The following is a 17,597-nucleotide window of genomic DNA, read 5'->3' on the forward strand; positions in this document are numbered from 1 at the left end:
CGGCGGGTGCGTCGGGTGCGGTGGTGGGGCATGTGATGGGGCGTTCGGCGATGGCGGTGGGGTGGAAGGCGCGGGAGGGTTTGGGGTTGGGGCCGTTGCCGGGCGCGGGCGCTGGTAAGGGTGCGGGCGCTGGTGCGGGTATTGGTGGGGGCCGGCCGGAGACGGTGGGCGCGGCCGCGGGTGCTGCGGGTGCGGGCGTTGTGGGTGTGGGTGTGGGTGCTGGTGCGGGTGCGGGTGCGGGTGCTGTGGGTGTGGTGAATGGGGTGCCGGTGGAGGGGGATCGGCTTTTCCGGCCGGTGGGTGAGTTGTTGTCGGGTGTGTCGTGGTCAGTTCAGGGTGAGGCCGGCGAGGCGGTTCGTGCCGGTGAGGCCGGGGAAGCGGGTGGTGCTGGTGGTGGGCGGCCGGGGTCTGTGGCGGAGCTTGCCCGGCGGTTGCGGGCCACGATGTCCTCACCGTCTTCCCCGTTGTCGTCGGCCTCGCCGTCTTCTCTGTCCTCGCCGTTGTCGTCGTCGCCGTTGTTGTCGTCGTTGTCGGGCGGTGGGGTGGGTGAGGCCGGTGGCGGGTTGGCGGCCGGCTCTTCGCATGGGGTCGTGAGTGGACCGGGAACCGGCCCGGCGGCTGCGAGGGCGGGGGTGGAGCGGGTGATTTCCCCAGGGACTGTCTCTCTTGGTCCCCAGCAGGCCGGGGCTCCTCGTTCAGAGCAGGCCGGGGCTGCTGGTCCCCAGCGGGCCGGGTCTGTTGTTCCGGCTCGTCCGGGCAAGTTCTCGTCCGGCACGACGGAAGCGGCCGCGCGTGCGATGCCGGACGGGGCAGGAGCGGCCGGCCCCGGTGGTGCGGTGTCCGCCGCCGGTGCGGCGGGTCCGGACGGCAGTGGTGGTGCCCGGCCTGCCGTCAGCGGTGTCCGGCCTCTCACTCTGGCCAGCGCCGACCGCAGGCCGGAACAGGCCGGCGCCGGGCGGCACAGCATGCCGGCGGCAGAGTCCGACCGGGCGTTCAGCCAGAGTGAAGCCATCCCGCCGCCTCGCACCGCAGCCGGCGGGAAGGACACACCGCCGGCCTCGTCCGGGCAGGGCCGTCCGGCATCAGATGCCACGGATACGGCCCAGCCAGCCGGCAGGCGGATACCCGAATCCACCCGGGAGGAAGCGGGCAGCGGTTCGCCGGCCCGCCGGGCAGGAAGCTCCGCGGATGCACCGGCACCGGCTCCCCCGGTCACGGACGAATGGCTGATCAGCGACGGACCACGGACCGCACCGGCCGGCCCAGAGAGCGCCTCCCGTGTCCCCGGGTCCGGGCAGGAGGCTGGTGGACCGTCGTCTGACACGGCCGACGCGAACACATACCGTGTCCTGCGGCCCGAGGAAGCACCACGGTCCGGGAACGAGCCGCCGACGGCGCCTGCCGGAAAAATGTCACACTCCGCGGCGGACGCGGCAACGACAGCAGGCGACGAGCGGCGGGAACCACGGGAAAACCCGGTCCTGCCCCGCGACCCGGCAGATACGCAGCCGGCCCCGCTCCCCGACACCAGCCGCTCCGCGAGCGTCACCACCACCCGCAGGGAGCCTGTTCCCGGGGCGGATCCGGGGCGGGTGCGGCAGGAGACTGCCGGACCGCACCCGGGCCAGGACCGGGGACCCCGCCCCGGCCAGACCCCCGTATCCGGACAAGGCCGTCCGCACAGTACCCGGGACGCCGCGCACGGCGACACCTACCGCCCGGCCACACCCACATACGGGCCGGCCGAAGGTGTTCTGGGCAAGGCACTGACCGGCTACCGGCAGGCCGCCGACCGGCACGCACAAGCCCGCCTCCGCCGCGACCTGGCCCTGCAACGCCTTGAGAACCGGGGCGAAGGCCCTTCCACCGGCGATCCCGACGCGCATGACCGGGCCACACACGCGGACCTCGTCCAGGCGTCCGACGCGGTGAGCCGTGCTGAACAGACCCTGCGAGCCCTGGGTTTCGACCCCGCCGCACTCACCCCCGCCCCCGACCCCGCACACCCCCGCCTGCCCGGCGGCACCCCCCACCACCCCCACAACGACGATATGTCCGCATCCGAGGACGACCTCTTCGGCGATGCCACCTCAGACGAAGAAGCCCCCGCCGAACCCGCACCCACCCACACCGCAGCCACTCTCCTCGCCCTCCCCGGCACCACCGCTACCGTCACCCTCCCAGCCGGCCTTCCGGCCGCTCCCCCGGCCGACCACGCCCAGCACCCCGCCCCCATCCACGGCGACACCGTGATCAACCCCGCCAGCGAACACGCCCGCACCGAACTGGGCGCCACCTTCGCCAACCAGTCCTGGTACACCACACCACCCACCCGGCCCCCATGGAAACGACCCGGCCTCGCCCCACTCACCCCGGCACAAACCACACAACTCCTGGACCTGCTGGACCGCCTCCACCCCACCGGTCAGGAAAACCCCCCCGCCGCAGATATCACCTTCGGCGGCATCTGGGATCACGTCAGGGCCACCCACGGAATCGAACTTTCCGTCGGCGAACTCCACCGCATCCACCACACCTACCACGAAACCCACCAACAGCATCAGAACCACATCCAGGAAGCCGAATACGGCAAACATACAGATCTCATTGCGGCACTCGACGCATGGATGAAGGAAGAGCGTTCCCCCGAGAAAACCTTCCCGCCCACCAAAAAGATCCAGAAGCTTCCCGGTTCCGGAAAGGAAGTGAGAATAGGCCGGACGATCGAGAACGCCCGGCACAACGGAATGAATGGGAAACTTGCCGACCTGCTCAAACAGAGATATGGATGGACGTCTGAACGAGTACCCGGCACGAACCGGTGGAAACTCACACAACCGGTCGGCAGGCCGACCATAACTCCTGCAGACGCTATTGCGGCAACCAAGGCGTGGCGGGAGGAAGAACCGGAATCCCGCAAAAACAAAATCCCAACGAGAACAGCATCTGCGGTGATCCCGGGCACCAGAAAGAGGATCAATATCGGGTTTTTTTATGACAACATAAGGTTCGGGCAGGGCACGAGTCGCGTTATGGCTGATGAGCTTGGTCGGGCATTTGGGTATCAGTTCGAGGGGATTCAGGGGAAGAATGGCCGGTTCATGCTCGCCCATGAGGTCGCGTCGGCGAATAAGCCCATAAGTCCTGCAGAGGCTATTGCGGCGACCAAGGCGTGGCGGGAGGAAGAACCGGAATCCCGCGCAAACAAAATCCCAACGGGAACAGCATCTGCGGTAATCCCGGACACCGGCAGGAATATCAATATCGGGGATTTTTATGACCACATAAGGAAGGAAACGCGGGGCACGAATCGCGTTATGGCTGATGAGCTTGGTCGGGCATTTGGGTATCAGTTCGAGGGGATTCAGGGGAAGAATGACCGGTTCAAGCTGATCTACGAGAGAGAAAGAGGTGAAAACCAGCGTTCGGCTGGTGCGCACCGTGTGGCGGTGCCGGCGGTGGAGGGGTCGGGGGGTGTTGATCGGGGGGCGCAGTCTGGTGAGGCGGTGGACTCCCGGGCTGCTGGGGCGGGGGCGTTGTCGGGCCGGCCGGGGGCGGGCCGGTCTCAGAGTGCTGTGAGCCGGTCGGCCGGGGGGGGTCCTGCGGCCGTTGCGGAGAGTGGGGCCGCGGTGCAGAAGGATCCTGGGAGATTGCGGGGGAAGCGTGCGGCTCCGGAGGATGCAAAGGGTGTTTCTGGCAAGGAGCCTCGGCAGCGGCGTGGTGCGGTGCCCGTGGGGGCGGGTGAACAGGAGGGGTCTGTCCTGGGTGGGGTGGCTGGTTCCGCCGGTGGCGCTGCGGGCGCCGGCGGGGCTGGTGAAACTGTTCTTCGGTCCGGCCGTCGGATGAGGCGTGCGGGTGGGCCTGTGCGGGCTGAGGGGGCTGTGCCTGGAGGGGTGGAGAAGGTGGCGGGAGGCCGGGAGGCTGGTGAGGCTCCGCCTGCGGCTGGTGAGGCGGTTGTTCCCGGTGACTTCGGTGAGCTGCGGGAACCACCGTCCGGTGTCCTTCCCCGGAACATGGATGTGTCCGGGCCTGACGAGGTTTTCGGCGGGACGGCTGAGAGTGTTCTGGAGTCCGTGCCGGGGGACAGTGCTGATGGTCCCGGTCTGGACTGGCTGATGTCGGTGCCAGATGGTGGTGATGTCTTCGGGACGGGTGAGGGTGTTCCCGGTCTGGACTGGCTGATGTCGGTGCCAGATGGTGGTGATGTCTTCGGGACGGGTGAGGGTGTTCCCGGTCTGGACTGGCCGGTTTCGGTGGGTGCGGGGGCCGGGGTGGGGGCTGCGGCGGAGTCGTTCGGCGTGGTGGATCAGCAGGCTGCGGGGATCACGGCGGCTCAGGGCTGGCTGCTGGAAGGGTCACCGTATGACGGTGACTGCTTCTTCTACTCGGTAGCAGTACAGGGGCAGCCGGGTCAGGGTCCGGTGACGGCCGGGCGGGTCCGTGCCGACATGGCCGAGGGAATGCGCACGGACCTGCAACGGCCACGGGAACAGCGCATACTGTGGCCCGGCCTGGAACCACACATCCGCCCGTCATGGGCCGAGGAACTGGCCCAGGCCAACGCACCACTCACCGGTATCGCTCCCGAGACCCTGCAGGGCCAGTACCTCGCGGTGTGGCAAGCGTCCGCCGACGGCATCGGCGACGACAACCGTGAATACATCACCCATCTGATGGCCCAGGCGGGACAGTGGAACAACACCGCCGGCGACATCGCCCCGCATGTGGCCGCCCTTGTCCTGGACCGGGACCTGCACACCCTCCACATCGACACCGCCACCTGGCAGACACACCGCCTCGACTTCCCGTCCACCACCGGCAGGGGTCTGACATCTCCCGTCCGGCTCGTCCGGCTCTACGACTCCCGCCACCAGGGCGGTGAGCACTGGATGCCCGCCCGGCCCCACACCACCCCTCCCCCACACACCTTCGACTCGCCTGGTGCACCGGGCGAGCAGGCCAGCGGGCAACGGGACCGTTTCACCGCCGCGTCCTCGGCGGGCGCCTCACAGACAGGGAACGCCCCCATGCCGGAACCGACGGCCCGGGACCACGCCATGGATGACGGCAGTACCCCGGACTACCAGGTCTACGGCACCGGACCCGTCCAACTGTCCGGACGGCTCCTGCCCGACAACCCCCGAGCCCCCCACCGCGGCCAGTTCACCCACACCGGCACCAGCCACCCCGCGGACCCCGTCCATCTCCCTGACCCCCATACTGCCCAGACCACACACAGCACCTCACCACAGCAGCCCCACGGCACCCTGGCCACCGGCCAACCCCATGACCCGAACACCACCACCAACAACCACGCCACAGACGGCGACACCCCAGACACCCACACACTGGAACATCACATCCTCGACGTCATGCGGGGAAACAACCAGCCCCCAACCGGCCGCCCTGCCATCGCCCCCGACGACTCTGCTGCGCAATTCGTTGCGGGGGTGGGGCGGGTCCGCGGTGATCGTTCCTGAGGTCGCTTCTCTTTCGTGCGGCCGTGGAGGCGGTACGGATGGAGCGGTGGTCTTCGACGGGCTCCTGGAGCACTGCAAGGAGGCCGGTCTGGTGGCGGCCGGGGACAGGCGGTGTACCGATTGCACCCATGTGATCAGTGCGGTGCGGTACTTGAACCGCCTGGAGCTGGCCGGAGAGAGCGTGCGGCCGGCCCTGGCGGCCCGGTCTGGCTGGCCGGGCAGCTCCATCGCCTGGCGAGGCGACAACGACCACCTGCACACCAGTGCCCACACCGCGCTGGAGTGACTGCTGAAGACGCGCACGCCGAGCCGTACGCGACCGCGGAGCTCGACTTACCGTCCTGGCGGACCTTCGCGGCCAACCGCGGCGACCACCGCCTCACCATAGCCGGGCTCAGCCCGCACCTGAGGGCGATCGGTCACACCGCCACATCCGCCGTCATTCAGCACGACGGCACGATCCTCCCGACGCCCCCGATTTCATGATGTCCTTGGAGCAGCGTCCAGACCTCGATCAGGTCTTCCGGATCCCAGTCCTGCCACACCCGTGCTCCCTCGCCCAGCCAGTTGGATCACCACAGCGAGGCGAGGCGAAACCGGAGCGAAGATCAGAAGACCACAACTGTTTCCGGACGGTTACTCAACGCTACACACCTTGCGGTGGATATAGGCCTGCACAGACCCCGCCAGCCGGTCAGTCGGTCACGGCCTGCTCGGGGATGCGCCAGACCTGGTCGTGTGCCGCGGCCAGATGACGGGCCGCGGCACGGCAGGCCCTGACGAAATCCGTCACCGCCTGCGAGTCGTCGCCCCGCCGCCAGGCCACGCTCATCTTCCCGAAATGCCGCTCCAACGGCACAAGTGCCACCCCGGGATGGCCGGCGAACCGGAAGGATCCGGGCATCACCGAGACTCCCAGACCAGCCGCCACCAGGTCGGGCACTGCTGACGGCGCGGTCGGCACTGGTGCGAGCACCACTCCCCCGGAAGCAGCCACGGCCTCCAGCTTTGCCCAGCAGTGGCTGCGCTCTTCAACGGGGAACAGGATGGTGTCCGTGCCGAGTTGAGCGAACGACATCGTCTCGGCAGCGGCGCAGGTGTGTCCGTGGGCTAAAAGCGCTGTCATCTGCTCCTCGACCAGCACATCGGTGGCCACCCCGTGCGCCATCGGTTCGGCCCAGGTGAGAACCACGTCGATACGGCCATCGGCGAGCGCGTCCGCCTGCTGGCAGTCTCGGAGATCCACGACTGACACAGACGTGTGCGCGCTGACGTCCCTCAGACGCCGTACGGATTCGGCGAGGAGCCCGACCGGCGCACTGGGTAGGGGCGCCGAGACCCTGAGGACATGGGCATCCCTGACTGCGGAGGAACGGGCAGCTCGCACGAGGCGCTGGTTGCCGGCCAGTGCCCGCCGCACCTCCAGGAAGATCGAGTTCCCGGCCCTGCTGAGTTCGGCGCCGCGCCACGTACGGATGAACAGCTCCGCGCCCAGGAGACGTTCGAGCTGACGCACCTGCCTGCTGAGCGCGGGCTGGGCTATGCCGAGAACCTCCGCTGCGCGTCCGAAATGTCTTTCGGTTGCTACCGCGAGAAATGCCCGCAACAGCCTAGGTTCGATGTCGGGCTCGGCGAAGTCCTGACGTGTTTCGGGCTCAAACGTGTTCAAAGGGGCGGCCCTTTCGAAACGGAAGCCGCGGGCTACGCAACCGATCGGATTGCTGACGTCACCGGGCGTCCGGTGCGACAGGAAGACATGCCATTCCGGCATCACACGATGTCGGATCGGTCTTGGACGCTACGGCGCAACTTTGATCCAATGGGAGTCACAGCCGGACGGGCAGCGAGAACGCCGACGACTGCGGCCGATGTCGCCCGCAGCGGATTCCCATGTGGGAATGTGGCGCTCCGCAGGTGAACGTATCAGGTCACGGCACCTGGACAGCGATCAGGCCCGTGAGATCTTCGTTGCATCGCCGAGATCCGGCTGGAGCAAGTCTCTCTTCGCGGGCCCGGGCAACCGACGGGCCGGACAGGGACGGCTCACGACAGGTGCTTCCCCCGGGCACCTGCTGCTCTCTTCTCCGTCACGCCAGCGGATGAGAGCTCGTGAGTCGTCCCTGTCGATATGTCCGAGCGGGCCGAGGCGCGCGGTCAGGCCGCGGGCTCGACCGGCCGGCGGTAGGAGGCGTTCAGGGACCGGAGGGCGGCCGCGCGGTCCGTCTCCTGCGCGCCTCCCAGTTCGGCCGCATAGGCGACGACGAGCTCGTGTGCCGCGTACCTGTCGTGCCGGTGGGCATCCAGCAGACGACTGCGCACCAGTTCACCGGCCGCCGCGGCCGCCGCCGTGCACGAGACACCGGCCAGACTCGCCAGCGCGGTCGTGCTGAAGTCCGGCGTTTCGGGCAGAGGCAGCAGGGCGAAGAGCCGTTTGGCCTCGGTACTGAGTGTCCGGTAGGACCAGGAGAACACGCCTCGCAGATTGTTGGCGCCGTCGTCGTCGCTGAAGCCCTCCAGACTGCCGTGCGCAGCGGCCAGTTCGGCGGCGATCTGCGTCAGGGGCTGGTCGACATGAGTCACCGCGCGGGCGGCGACGACAGCCATGGCGACCGGAAGCCTGCCGCAGCGGCGCACGATCTCATCGACCGCGGCCATGTCGGTGCCGACGCGCCTCGAACCCAGTCGCGTGCCGAGGAAAGTGATCGCTTCACTGTGCGAAGGCACATCCAGGCTCAGCAACCGTGCTCCATACGCACTCGCCATGCCGATCAGCTGGCTTCGGCTGGTCACCACAACCATGCATTGGGGGTTCCCCGGCAGCAGTGGCCGCACTTGTTCGACATCGAGTGCGTTGTCCAGCAGGAGAAGCATCCGACGTCCGGCAAGGACGCTGCGAAAGAGAGCGGACCTGGCCTCCACGGTGGCCGGTATCCGATTCCTGTCCACTCCCAAGGCCTCCAGAAACCCTCTCAGCACCTCGCCGGGGTGGGCCGGCTTCCCCTCGGTCGCGAAACCGCCCAAGTCCGCGTAGAGCTGGCCGTCGGTGAAGTCCGCCGCCACCTGGTGGGCGAAGTGCACGGCCAGCGCGGTCTTTCCGACACCCGGAATGCCGTCCACCACCAGGACACGCAGGGCGTCACTGGTCTGGTAAGCCATCTCCAAAGCCTGTTCCAGAGCACGTCGGCGTCCGCTGAAGCACGGCAGGTCCGGTGGCAGCTGTGCTGGTTCCACCCAGGGCATCCGCAGCATGGGAGGCGCCGCTTCGCTCGCCGCGGGAGACACCGTCGCCGACGGCACCTGGGCCTTCACCGCGACAGGGCCGCCCCGGAGAATGGTCTCGTAGGCGGCCTGCAATTCCGTACCTGGTTCGATCCCCAACTCGGCCGTCAGCCGGGCCCTGATGCCGTGGTAGAGCATGATCGCCTCAGCCTGTTTGCCGTCCGCGGCTAGCACCCGCAGCAGCGTGGCCTGCAAGGCCTCATCCAATGGACACCGCTCGGCGGCCTGGCGCACGGGCAGCAGGACAGAGCCGACCCGGTCGCATGTCAGGGCCGCGGCGGCGGCCTCGCAGACGACCGGCGCATATTCGTGCTCGACCATGACGAAAGCCGGGTGTACGCGAACCATGGCGCCCAGGCCCTCCGCGCAATGGCCCTGCCACAGGTCAAGGGCCTGAAGATACATGTCGACGGCGGCCGCCGGGCAGCCGTCGGCAGCGGCGGCACGGGCCTGCCCGACACGGTCACGGAATCGGAGGAGGTCCAGGCCGTCCTCGTCGACGCGCAGAAGGTAGCCTCCCGCCTGTCGTACCAGCCACCGGCCTGCGGCTCTGGCCGGGAGTCCGGGTTCCAGAAGCCGGCGGAGCGTACCCACATATCGGTGGACGGCGTTCACCGCGCTTGCCGGCGGTTCCCCGTCCCAGAGAAGGTCCACCAGTTCCGACAGAGAGACGGGCCGTCCCGCCCCTGCCAGCAGTGCCGCCAGTACAAGGCGTTGCTGACGCGGGCCAAGAGCGATTTCTCGCCCGGCGCGCCAGGCCCGGACCGGTCCCAGCAGCGTAAAGCTCACGGCAGTTGTGGGTTCATGCTCCTGGCCGGCGAAGTGGCGTGACGTCACAGGCATGGACCTCTCCTCATTTCGGCGTCCGGGAAGAAGCCGCGCCCGGCATCCGGCGGCGACGTCCTTGTCTGCTCTGCGAGCGGGCTCGGCGTCGCCCCGCCCTCCATCGATGCCACGGCGGAAGGGCTCGTTAGCGTCGGAGAAAACGTACATTCGGCCCGCTACGGGTGCATCAGTCGGATGACCTAGCGTCACGGCAGGAGACGAAAGCGGCCTCACGAAGCGCCTGAGCACCCATTCCACGGCCTCTACTCCGCCTCGTGGCAGGCATATTCGCCGTCCCACGTCCCACGTCCCGCGAACCACGACCAGCCGAAGGACTGGCCCCCGCACCGCGCCAGGGCAAGTCATTCGACGGATGCAGTCCCCCCTGCGCACGTCGAGCATGGAGTCGGAGAAGGCCTGCCGACCCTGGGCCGCTGATTCAGCAGACCGCTCACCGCTTCAGGAGGACACGGAGATCATGAACGTGACGGAAGACATCGTCGAGGATGTGGACCTGCTGGTGGTGGGTGGCGGCAAGGCCGGCAAGACGCTGGCCATGGACACTGCCCGGACCGGCCGCAGGGTGGTCATGGTCGAACGGGGCATGATCGGCGGCACCTGTATCAACGTCGCGTGCATCCCCACCAAGTCCCTGGTGACGAGCGCGCGGCTGGCTCGCAGGACCGACAGGGCCGAGTCACTGGGACTGCGGATCGGCAAGGCCGAGGTGGACTTGGAACTGCTGCGCGCCCACAAGGAGGGCGTCGTGTCGGATATGGTCCACCTCAACCATCAGCAGTTCCTGGACAGCGGCATGGACTTCGTCCTGGGCACGGCGCGCTTCGTGAGCGAACGGACCGTCGAGATCCGGCTCAACGACGGGGGCCGCCGCGTGGTACGAGGAGTCGACGTCGTGATCAATACCGGGACTGTGCCGCACGTCGCGGCCATCCCGGGACTGGCGGAGGCGGAGCCGCTGACGAGTGAGTCGATCATGGAGCTGAGGAGGATCCCGGACCGCCTGCTGGTGCTCGGTGGCGGGTATGTAGGCCTGGAATTCGCTCACATGTTCGCTGCATTCGGAAGCCGTGTGACTGTACTGGAACGCGGCCCTCACCTGCTGCCCCGCGAAGACCGGGACATCGCGACGGTCCTGGAGGACTGTCTGCGGGAAGACGGCCTCGAGCTGATCCTGAACGCGGCGGTGAAGGAAGTACGGAGGGAACAGGGCTCGGTGCGGGTGCAGCTGGCCGACGGCACTGTTCTGGACGGCGACGCCATCCTGGCCGCGACCGGCCGCGAACCGGTCACACACGACCTCAATCTGGAGGCGGCAGGAGTCCGGGTGGACGACCGCGGGTTCGTGCGTGTCGACAGCAGGCTCGCCACCGACGCCCCGCACACCTGGGCGGTGGGCGATGTGGCGGGCAGCCCGCAGTTCACCCATGTATCACTGGACGACTACCGCGTCGTCAAGGCCAACATCGCCGGCGGCAACCGCAGCACCGCGGACCGGCTGATCCCCTGGAATCTATTCACGGACCCGGAACTCGCCCGAGTCGGCCTCACGGAATCGCAAGCCCGGGCCACCGGACGCGACATCCGTGTCGCGAAGCTGCCGGTCAAGGGCATTCCGAGGGCTCGTACGCTGCGTGAGACACGGGGCCTGTGGAAGGCCGTGGTCGACCGGGAGAGCGAGCAGATCCTGGGTGTCGCGCTTCTCGGGCCCGAGTCGGCGGAAGTGCTGTCGGTGGTACAGACAGCCATGTGGGGCGGGCTGCCCTTCTCCCGGTTGCGGGACGGACTGATCGCCCACCCGACTATGGCGGAAGGGCTCAACGCGCTCTTCGCTTCCTGGACCGACTGACGCTCATCGGACCAGCGGTCCCACGCCGCCCGACGGCGGCGTGGGACGCCACGGCACCGCACTCAGCCGCCCACGGTCACCGGGTCCGTGTTGTAGCCCTCCGCCCCACAGCTTCGACCGCCCCAGAGGGCGGGCGCGGGCCATGACACGGCCACCGCGCACGTCTCCCCGGACAGCAGCCAGAGATAGTTGTCGTCGTAGCGCGTCGGCAGGAGATGGCTGCCGTCCGCTCGAGGTCCGTATGTCGGCCCGCGTCTACCTACCGGGCGAGCACCTGCGCCCGCTGTCAGTGCGCCATGCGACCCTCGACCTCGTCTAGGCGCTCGCGCAGCCGACGCGCCTGTTGAGAAGGGGGACGACATGAGTGACGACACACGGACCGCCGCACCCTCGCCGGAGGACACCCTGCGCTCTGCCCGGCTGCTTGCCCGTGCTGAGGCGGCCGTCGTGGCGCTCTTCACCACGCTGGCCTACGAACTGGGCTGGACGGTACGGAGCAAGCCGAGCGGCATCTTGGACCACGTGACGCTGTCCTGCGACGCGGGACGTACGACTGAGGTAACCCCCGTGACCGCGCTGCACCCCAAACTCGGCAGCACGATCGTCCGGACACCCGAGGGGAGCCTGTTCCTCCTGGATGCAGAGATGAAGCACATGGCAGTGCCGGGAACGACGAATCTGGCAGCCTTCCCCATGGCGCTGGAGGAGTGCGAGCACTGCGCGCGGAAGCGGTGGGAAGAAGCCGCCCATGCGTCGTTCGCTGCCTACGCTATCGAGACCGATCTCCGAATCCTGGCTGACGCCACATCCCCCAACGGGTATCCAGCGAAAGAGGTTCGCTGCCTGCACGGGCATGAGTTCACCATCACGGCGATGGATCCACGTACCCCTAAGCGCGCCAGGCTACGGGCGCAACTACGGGCACGAACGCACCTGGCGTGATTTCACCATCACCGCGATAGATCCGCCTACCCCCGGACGCTTGCCGGAGGGTAACTACGGATTCAAAACAGGTCCCGGCGGCGCGGGCGACCCATGCGATACGTGTCGCCACATCTCTCAGACACCCAAGCTCGTTGAGTTCAGGCGCCGCGCCCGCGAGCAGAACGTGATGATCCTGGACGTCATGTAGGACCGGATCCTCCAGACTGTGCGCCTGTGCTGCGTTGCCGGGCACCTGACCTCGGCGAGCATCAACACCGGGTTGAAGCGCGAGTTGCTGTGCGCTCGATGCAGCGGAGCGGGCCTTCGCCCCGAACCAACCGTGTACTACGTGGTGACCGACGGGGCCATGGTGAAGCCCGGGATCTCGTCGGGTGATGGGCGAGGACGGCTTGATACCCACCGCATCCAGCACGGTCTGGGTCCAGTCCGCAGGTTCATAACCGACCTGCCCGTTGGCGCAGCTCGCGATGTCGAGCGGCATGTCCTTGACTGCTTGGCCAGCCAGGGCATCCGACCAGTGATGGGCTCCGAGTACTTCGATGCCGCGCATATTGACCGGGTGCTGGAATTGGCTGACGGGTGGTTCGCAGCGAACCTGCCGAACTGCCCGTGGACGGTGACCGCCTAGGCGCGGTCTGTGCACCAGCTCAGGATCCCTCGGGCGGTTTGAGTACAAGGCTAGGTCAACCAAAGGAGCTTCCTGCCAGCCAAGTTAGTCTGCCCAGGTCACAGACCGACAGCGGACTAACTACGCTGTCGACGGACCGGAGTGACTCTCCGAGTGATAACAACGTTGCCATAGGCTGGGGCGCCGGACGCTTCCCTGTCAAGGCCCATGACCATGGGGGATGTTGAACGCGATGTGCCGGACGGCGGCGGAGCGAGCCGTCCGCCGCCCTGCCCCGGCGAGGCACCGCGCGGCCCACAACGCACTGGACGCGGTGCCCACCGGAGCGTCGTCACAAGGTGCGTGCCACACGGTCCGCGATCAGCTTCACGAATCGGCTGGGGTCGCCGACCTGCCCACCCTCGGCGAGGACCGCCAGGCCGTACAGCAACTCGGCGGACTCCGCCAGGGCGGTTTTGTCCTCACCGGCCTGGTACGCCTGCCTCAGCCCTCTCACCAGGGTGTGTTCGGCATTGAGCTCGAGAATGCGCCTGGTCCTCGGCACCTCCTGCCCCATGGCCCGGTACATTGCCTCCAGGGCAGGTGTCAGGTCATCCGTGTCGGAGACGACGCACGCGGGAGAGACCGTCAGCCGTGCGGACAGGCGAACATCCTTGACGTCCTCGGCCAGTTGCTCCTTCATCCAGCCGACGAGACCCGCGTGCTCCTCCTCGCGGTCGCCGGCCACCTTCTCGTCGACACCTACGGCCAACGCTTCGAGGTTGACCTCCCCCTTGGCCACGGATCGCAGCGGCTTGCCCTGGAAGTCGCCGATCGCATCAGCCCACACCTCGTCGACCGGATCGGTCAGCAGAAGGACTTCGACACCCATGGCCCTGAACGCCTCCAGATGCGGGGAACTCTCGATGGCCCGCCGGGACTTGCCGGTCATGTAGTAGATGTCGCCCTGGCCCTCCGGCATCCGCTGCACGTACTCGTCGAGAGTCGTCGGCGCATCGCCCTCATGGGTGGACTCGAACATCGCGACGGCCAGGACGGCCTCCCGGTTGTCGGCGTCGGTGATCAGACCTTCCTTCACGGCCTGCCCGAACTCCCGCCAGAAAATGCCGTACCGCTGGGCGTCAGCCAACCTCAGGTCCTTGAGCGAGGAGAGCACCTTCTTGGTGAGCCGTCGCTGGATCATCTGGATATGGCGGTCCTGCTGGAGGATCTCACGGGAGACGTTGAGCGAGAGGTCCTGGGCGTCGACGACTCCCTTGACGAACCGCAGATACGACGGCAGGAGCGAATCACAGTCGTCCATGATCAGAACACGCTTGACGTAAAGCTGCAGCCCACGGCGGTGCCCCTGCGTGAACAGATCCTGCGGAGCGTGCTCCGGCAGGAACAGAAGGGCCTGATATTCGAAGGTGCCCTCCGCCTGGAACCGGACGGTCTCCAGCGGCGGCCGCCAGTCGTGACTGATGTGCTTGTACAACTCGTGGTACTCGTCGTCGGACACTTCGTCGCGCGAGCGTGCCCACAGGGCCTTCATGGAGTTCAGCGTCTCGGGCGGCGCCTGCTCGCCGGCGGCGCCCTCGCTCTGCTCCGGGGACATCCGGACGGGCCAGGTGATGAAGTCGGAATACCGCTTCACAATGTCCCGGACGACCCATCGGGAGGTGTAGTCGTGGAGATGATCGTCCGAGTCGACGGGCTTGAGACGGAGGGTGACGGAAGTGCCTTGCGGCGCCTCCGGCACCGTCTCCAAGGTGTATGTGCCCTCACCGCGCGAACTCCAGCGAGTGCCCTGCGTCTCGCCAGCCCGTCGGGTCAGCAGGGTCATCTCGTCGGCGACCATGAAACCGGCGTAGAATCCCACGCCGAACTGCCCGATGAGCCCCTCGGCCCCGCGCGCGTCCTTGGTCTCCTGAAGTCCTCGCAGAAACTCCGCCGTACCCGACCTGGCGATGGTGCCGATCAGCCGTGCGACCTCCTCGTATGTCATGCCGATGCCGTTGTCCCGGACGGTGAGCGTACGCTCGCCGGGGTCGGTCTCAATGGCGATGTGCAGGTCGGAAGTGTCCGCTTCGAGCGCCGGGTCCCGCAGGGCATCCAGTCTCAGCTTGTCCAGAGCGTCGGAGGCATTGGAGACGAGTTCCCGTAGAAAGACATCCTTGTTCGAGTAGACCGAGTGGATCATCAGCTGCAACAGCTGACGAGCTTCGACCTGAAATTCAAACGTTTCACTCGGCATCGTCGGTGCCTTCCCTCACACGTCACGATTCGATTGGATCTGGCGCACGTCACTGTAAAGCACCTGCTGGGCAACGGCGTTGGGAGTCCGCGGACCCCGCGCCGACACCGCGGGGACACTCGGGCGCTTCCCGGACAGTACGGATATTCTGAGGCATCGCCCCAGCACAGCGGGGTCCGACAGGTGAAAAGACGCGAGGAGCACGAGTGATCGACGAAGCGATGGGCGACGACGTCTACCAGCCGGACAGCTCGGAGGTGCAGGACGACTCCGGACTGCTGGACGCCCTGGACACCCTGGACTTCCGGGCCGGTCCGGAGGCACTCGACGAGGGATACTCACCTCCGGAGCGTCCTTGGGGCGTACTGCACGAGGGCGTGACCGCGGCGGAGCGGCTGCGGGGTGAGAGCCTGGACCAGCGGCTGGCCGAGGAGATACCGGATGTTTCGGTACCGCCGGGTGACGGCATCGGCGACACGTGGGACACCGACGGGGAGCTCCTCGACGCGGAAGTCGGAGACGAACGCGCCGGACGTCTCGTCACTCCCGACGAAGGACGCCCGGCGATCACGTCCTTGGGCGTGGTCGCCTCGGACCTGGGGCTGGACGGGGCCGGGGCGTCGGCCGAGGAGGCCGCCATGCACCTGATCTCCGAACCCGACGTGGGATGAGATCGAGGCACGAAGTGTTCACATGTCACACTTAAACCGAACGGTTTCCACCTGAGGCCGCATCGGGTTAGCCTCGCTTCATGACCATCGATATGAAGTCTGCCCCGCGGGAGCGGCTTCTGGCGGCCGCTGCCGCGTTGATCTACCGAGAGGGTGTGAACATCGGGGTCGAGGCGCTGTGCAAGGCGGCCGGAGTGTCCAAGCGGTCCCTGTACCAGCTCTTCGGCAGCAAGGACGAACTGCTGGCGGAGAGCCTGGAAAGCCAGGCGGCCGCCTATGCCGCCCGGCTGCTCCCCCCGCCCGGCACGGCGGGCACACCCCGCGAGCGGATCATGTATCCGTTCGCGCGACTGGAGTCTGAGGCCGCCGCACCCGGATACCGGGGCTGTCCCTATCTGTCCGCCCAGGTCGAGTTCAAGGACGACGAACACCCCGCAAGCCGCGTGGCCCGTCGGGTGAAGGCCACATGGACCGACTTCTTCCGCGAGCAGGCTGAACAGGGTGGCGCGGCCGACCCCGAACTGCTCGGCCGGCAACTCATGATCGTTCTCGACGGCGCGAGCGCACGCGCGGGAATCCACGCGGACCCTCTGGTGGGCGCCCTGCGTCCGGCCGTGGTCGCACTGCTGGACGCCGTGGGAATGCCCGAGCACAGCGTCACACACTCACACATACACCAGAATCAAACATGTGAACAGGCCACGGTTTCCCAAGACATGTGTGGCTGATTCCCCCGCAATGACTTGAGGATCGCATCGGTTCGCCCTACGGTTGAAAAAAACCGATCGGTTTACCCAAGGAGTTCGACATGCCTTCACTCAATGGCGCCGTGGTGCTCGTCACCGGCGGCAACCGTGGCCTGGGCAGTGCCATGGTCGAGGAACTGTTCGCGCGCGGTGCCGCCAAGGTGTACGCCACCGCGCGCGACCCGCGGACCGTCACCAACCCCGACGCCGTGCCGCTGGCACTGGAGGTCACCTCCCCGGACTCGGTCGCCGCGGCCGCCGAGCAGGCCGGAGATGTCACCGTCCTGATCAACAACGCAGGTGTCTCGCTCAACGCCTCGCTTCTCACCGCCCCCGTCGACGACATCCGCCGGGAGTTCGAGACCAACTTCTACGGTCCCCTCCTGGTGACGCGAGCCTTCGTCCCCGTCATCGAGGGGAACGGCGGAGGGCACATCCTCAATGTCCACTCGATCCTGTCCTGGGTTGCCTACGCCGGCTCTTACAGCGCGTCCAAGGCCGCTCTGTGGTCTCAGAGCAACTCCCTGCGGCTGGACCTCAAGCCGCGCGGCATCGGCGTCACGGGACTGCACGTGGGGTATGTCGACACTGACATGGTGGCCAAGGTCGATGCGCCGAAGTCCAGCCCGAAGGACGTCGCGGTACAGGCCCTCGACGGGGTCGAGAGCGGAGCCCACGAGGTACTGGCGGACGATGGCACCCGCCGGGTAAAGGCCGGCCTCGCCGGCGACCTCGCAGCCCTGTATCCCCAGCTCGCGGAGTAACGGACCACCAACACACGGCTTGCCGGCCGGGGGGGGGGGGGGGGGGGGGGGGGGGGGGGGGGGGGGGGGGGGGGGGGGGGGGGGGGGGGGGGGGGGGGGGGGGGGGGGGGGGGCGGTGGCCATCGCCGACAAGATGCGCGAGGGGAGGAAAAAAAT

At 67.6% G+C, this 17,597-nt stretch carries 14 protein-coding genes; 9 read left to right on the forward strand and 5 right to left on the reverse strand.

The genetic code is table 11. The features are described from left to right. Positions 1-132 precede the first annotated feature (132 nt). Positions 133-258 (forward strand): hypothetical protein, encoded by a 126-nt coding sequence (locus ACZ5K7_RS47765; protein WP_468924822.1) that lies wholly within the window; start codon positions 133-135, stop codon positions 256-258. A gap of 1,832 nt (positions 259-2,090) precedes the next feature. On the opposite strand, the gene ACZ5K7_RS47770 is transcribed toward ACZ5K7_RS47765, so the two are convergent. After that, positions 2,091-3,440, reverse strand: a complete 1,350-nt coding sequence (locus ACZ5K7_RS47770) for a hypothetical protein (RefSeq protein ID WP_468924824.1) — start codon at positions 3,438-3,440, stop codon at positions 2,091-2,093. Positions 3,441-4,301: 861 nt separating this feature from the next. Between ACZ5K7_RS47770 and ACZ5K7_RS47775 the strand changes: the two genes are divergently transcribed. After that, positions 4,302-5,480, forward strand: coding sequence for a hypothetical protein (locus ACZ5K7_RS47775; protein WP_468924826.1), 1,179 nt, complete (start codon positions 4,302-4,304; stop codon positions 5,478-5,480). Positions 5,481-5,526: 46 nt separating this feature from the next. Then, on the forward strand, positions 5,527-5,766 hold the full coding sequence (locus tag ACZ5K7_RS47780; RefSeq protein WP_468924828.1) for a hypothetical protein: 240 nt from the start codon (positions 5,527-5,529) through the stop codon (positions 5,764-5,766). A 408-nt stretch (positions 5,767-6,174) separates the two neighbouring features. Here ACZ5K7_RS47780 and ACZ5K7_RS47785 read toward each other — a convergent pair whose 3' ends face one another. Together ACZ5K7_RS47785 and ACZ5K7_RS47790 are read right to left on the reverse strand one after the other, a co-directional pair. Next, positions 6,175-7,251 (reverse strand): LysR family transcriptional regulator, encoded by a 1,077-nt coding sequence (locus ACZ5K7_RS47785; protein WP_468924830.1) that lies wholly within the window; start codon positions 7,249-7,251, stop codon positions 6,175-6,177. A gap of 383 nt (positions 7,252-7,634) precedes the next feature. Continuing rightward, positions 7,635-9,602: an AfsR/SARP family transcriptional regulator gene (locus ACZ5K7_RS47790; protein ID WP_468924832.1), complete on the reverse strand. Its 1,968-nt coding sequence runs from the start codon at positions 9,600-9,602 to the stop codon at positions 7,635-7,637. A gap of 460 nt (positions 9,603-10,062) precedes the next feature. On the opposite strand from ACZ5K7_RS47790, the gene ACZ5K7_RS47795 reads away from it, so the two are divergent. Further along, entirely contained in the window at positions 10,063-11,451 is a 1,389-nt protein-coding gene (locus ACZ5K7_RS47795; protein WP_468924834.1) for a dihydrolipoyl dehydrogenase family protein, read from the forward strand. A gap of 62 nt (positions 11,452-11,513) precedes the next feature. Here the strand turns inward: ACZ5K7_RS47795 and ACZ5K7_RS47800 are convergent, their stop codons facing one another. Continuing rightward, positions 11,514-11,813: a hypothetical protein gene (locus tag ACZ5K7_RS47800; protein WP_468924836.1), complete on the reverse strand. Its 300-nt coding sequence runs from the start codon at positions 11,811-11,813 to the stop codon at positions 11,514-11,516. Here ACZ5K7_RS47800 and ACZ5K7_RS47805 point away from each other — a divergent pair. Together ACZ5K7_RS47805 and ACZ5K7_RS47810 are read left to right on the forward strand one after the other, a co-directional pair. Beyond that, positions 11,812-12,393 (forward strand): hypothetical protein, encoded by a 582-nt coding sequence (locus ACZ5K7_RS47805; protein ID WP_468924838.1) that lies wholly within the window; start codon positions 11,812-11,814, stop codon positions 12,391-12,393. The two genes, ACZ5K7_RS47800 and ACZ5K7_RS47805, sit on opposite strands and share 2 nt — an antisense overlap. A gap of 331 nt (positions 12,394-12,724) precedes the next feature. Next, the gene (locus ACZ5K7_RS47810) at positions 12,725-13,024 is read left to right on the forward strand and encodes a hypothetical protein (protein WP_468924840.1); all 300 of its coding nucleotides are present in this window, start codon (positions 12,725-12,727) and stop codon (positions 13,022-13,024) included. A 331-nt stretch (positions 13,025-13,355) separates the two neighbouring features. On the opposite strand, the gene htpG is transcribed toward ACZ5K7_RS47810, so the two are convergent. After that, positions 13,356-15,260 carry a molecular chaperone HtpG gene (htpG, locus tag ACZ5K7_RS47815; protein WP_468924842.1) on the reverse strand — a complete coding sequence of 635 codons (1,905 nt, stop codon included), beginning with the start codon at positions 15,258-15,260 and terminating at the stop codon, positions 13,356-13,358. 221 nt (positions 15,261-15,481) lie between these two features. On the opposite strand from htpG, the gene ACZ5K7_RS47820 reads away from it, so the two are divergent. The 3 genes from ACZ5K7_RS47820 (at position 15,482) to ACZ5K7_RS47830 (ending at position 17,441) form a co-directional block, all read left to right on the forward strand. Further along, positions 15,482-15,931: a DUF5709 domain-containing protein gene (locus tag ACZ5K7_RS47820; protein ID WP_468924845.1), complete on the forward strand. Its 450-nt coding sequence runs from the start codon at positions 15,482-15,484 to the stop codon at positions 15,929-15,931. A gap of 80 nt (positions 15,932-16,011) precedes the next feature. After that, complete coding sequence (locus ACZ5K7_RS47825; RefSeq protein WP_468924843.1) at positions 16,012-16,659, forward strand: TetR/AcrR family transcriptional regulator; 648 nt, start codon at positions 16,012-16,014, stop codon at positions 16,657-16,659. Positions 16,660-16,739: 80 nt separating this feature from the next. Beyond that, on the forward strand, positions 16,740-17,441 hold the full coding sequence (locus ACZ5K7_RS47830) for an SDR family oxidoreductase (protein WP_468924844.1): 702 nt from the start codon (positions 16,740-16,742) through the stop codon (positions 17,439-17,441). Positions 17,442-17,597: the final 156 nt, after the last annotated feature.

Source organism: Streptomyces sp. NPDC031497 (assembly GCF_055580905.1).

Bases quoted from the DNA above. Each gene is read 5' to 3' on its own strand.
- ACZ5K7_RS47785 (WP_468924830.1), bottom strand. From the start codon at position 7,251: ATGCCGGAATGGCATGTCTTCCTGTCGCACCGGACGCCCGGTGACGTC.
- ACZ5K7_RS47790 (WP_468924832.1), bottom strand. From the start codon at position 9,602: ATGCCTGTGACGTCACGCCACTTCGCCGGCCAGGAGCATGAACCCACA.
- ACZ5K7_RS47795 (WP_468924834.1), top strand. From the start codon at position 10,063: ATGAACGTGACGGAAGACATCGTCGAGGATGTGGACCTGCTGGTGGTG.
- ACZ5K7_RS47805 (WP_468924838.1), top strand. From the start codon at position 11,812: ATGAGTGACGACACACGGACCGCCGCACCCTCGCCGGAGGACACCCTG.
- ACZ5K7_RS47800 (WP_468924836.1), bottom strand. From the start codon at position 11,813: ATGTCGTCCCCCTTCTCAACAGGCGCGTCGGCTGCGCGAGCGCCTAGA.
- htpG (WP_468924842.1), bottom strand. From the start codon at position 15,260: ATGCCGAGTGAAACGTTTGAATTTCAGGTCGAAGCTCGTCAGCTGTTG.
- ACZ5K7_RS47820 (WP_468924845.1), top strand. From the start codon at position 15,482: ATGGGCGACGACGTCTACCAGCCGGACAGCTCGGAGGTGCAGGACGAC.
- ACZ5K7_RS47825 (WP_468924843.1), top strand. From the start codon at position 16,012: ATGACCATCGATATGAAGTCTGCCCCGCGGGAGCGGCTTCTGGCGGCC.
- ACZ5K7_RS47830 (WP_468924844.1), top strand. From the start codon at position 16,740: ATGCCTTCACTCAATGGCGCCGTGGTGCTCGTCACCGGCGGCAACCGT.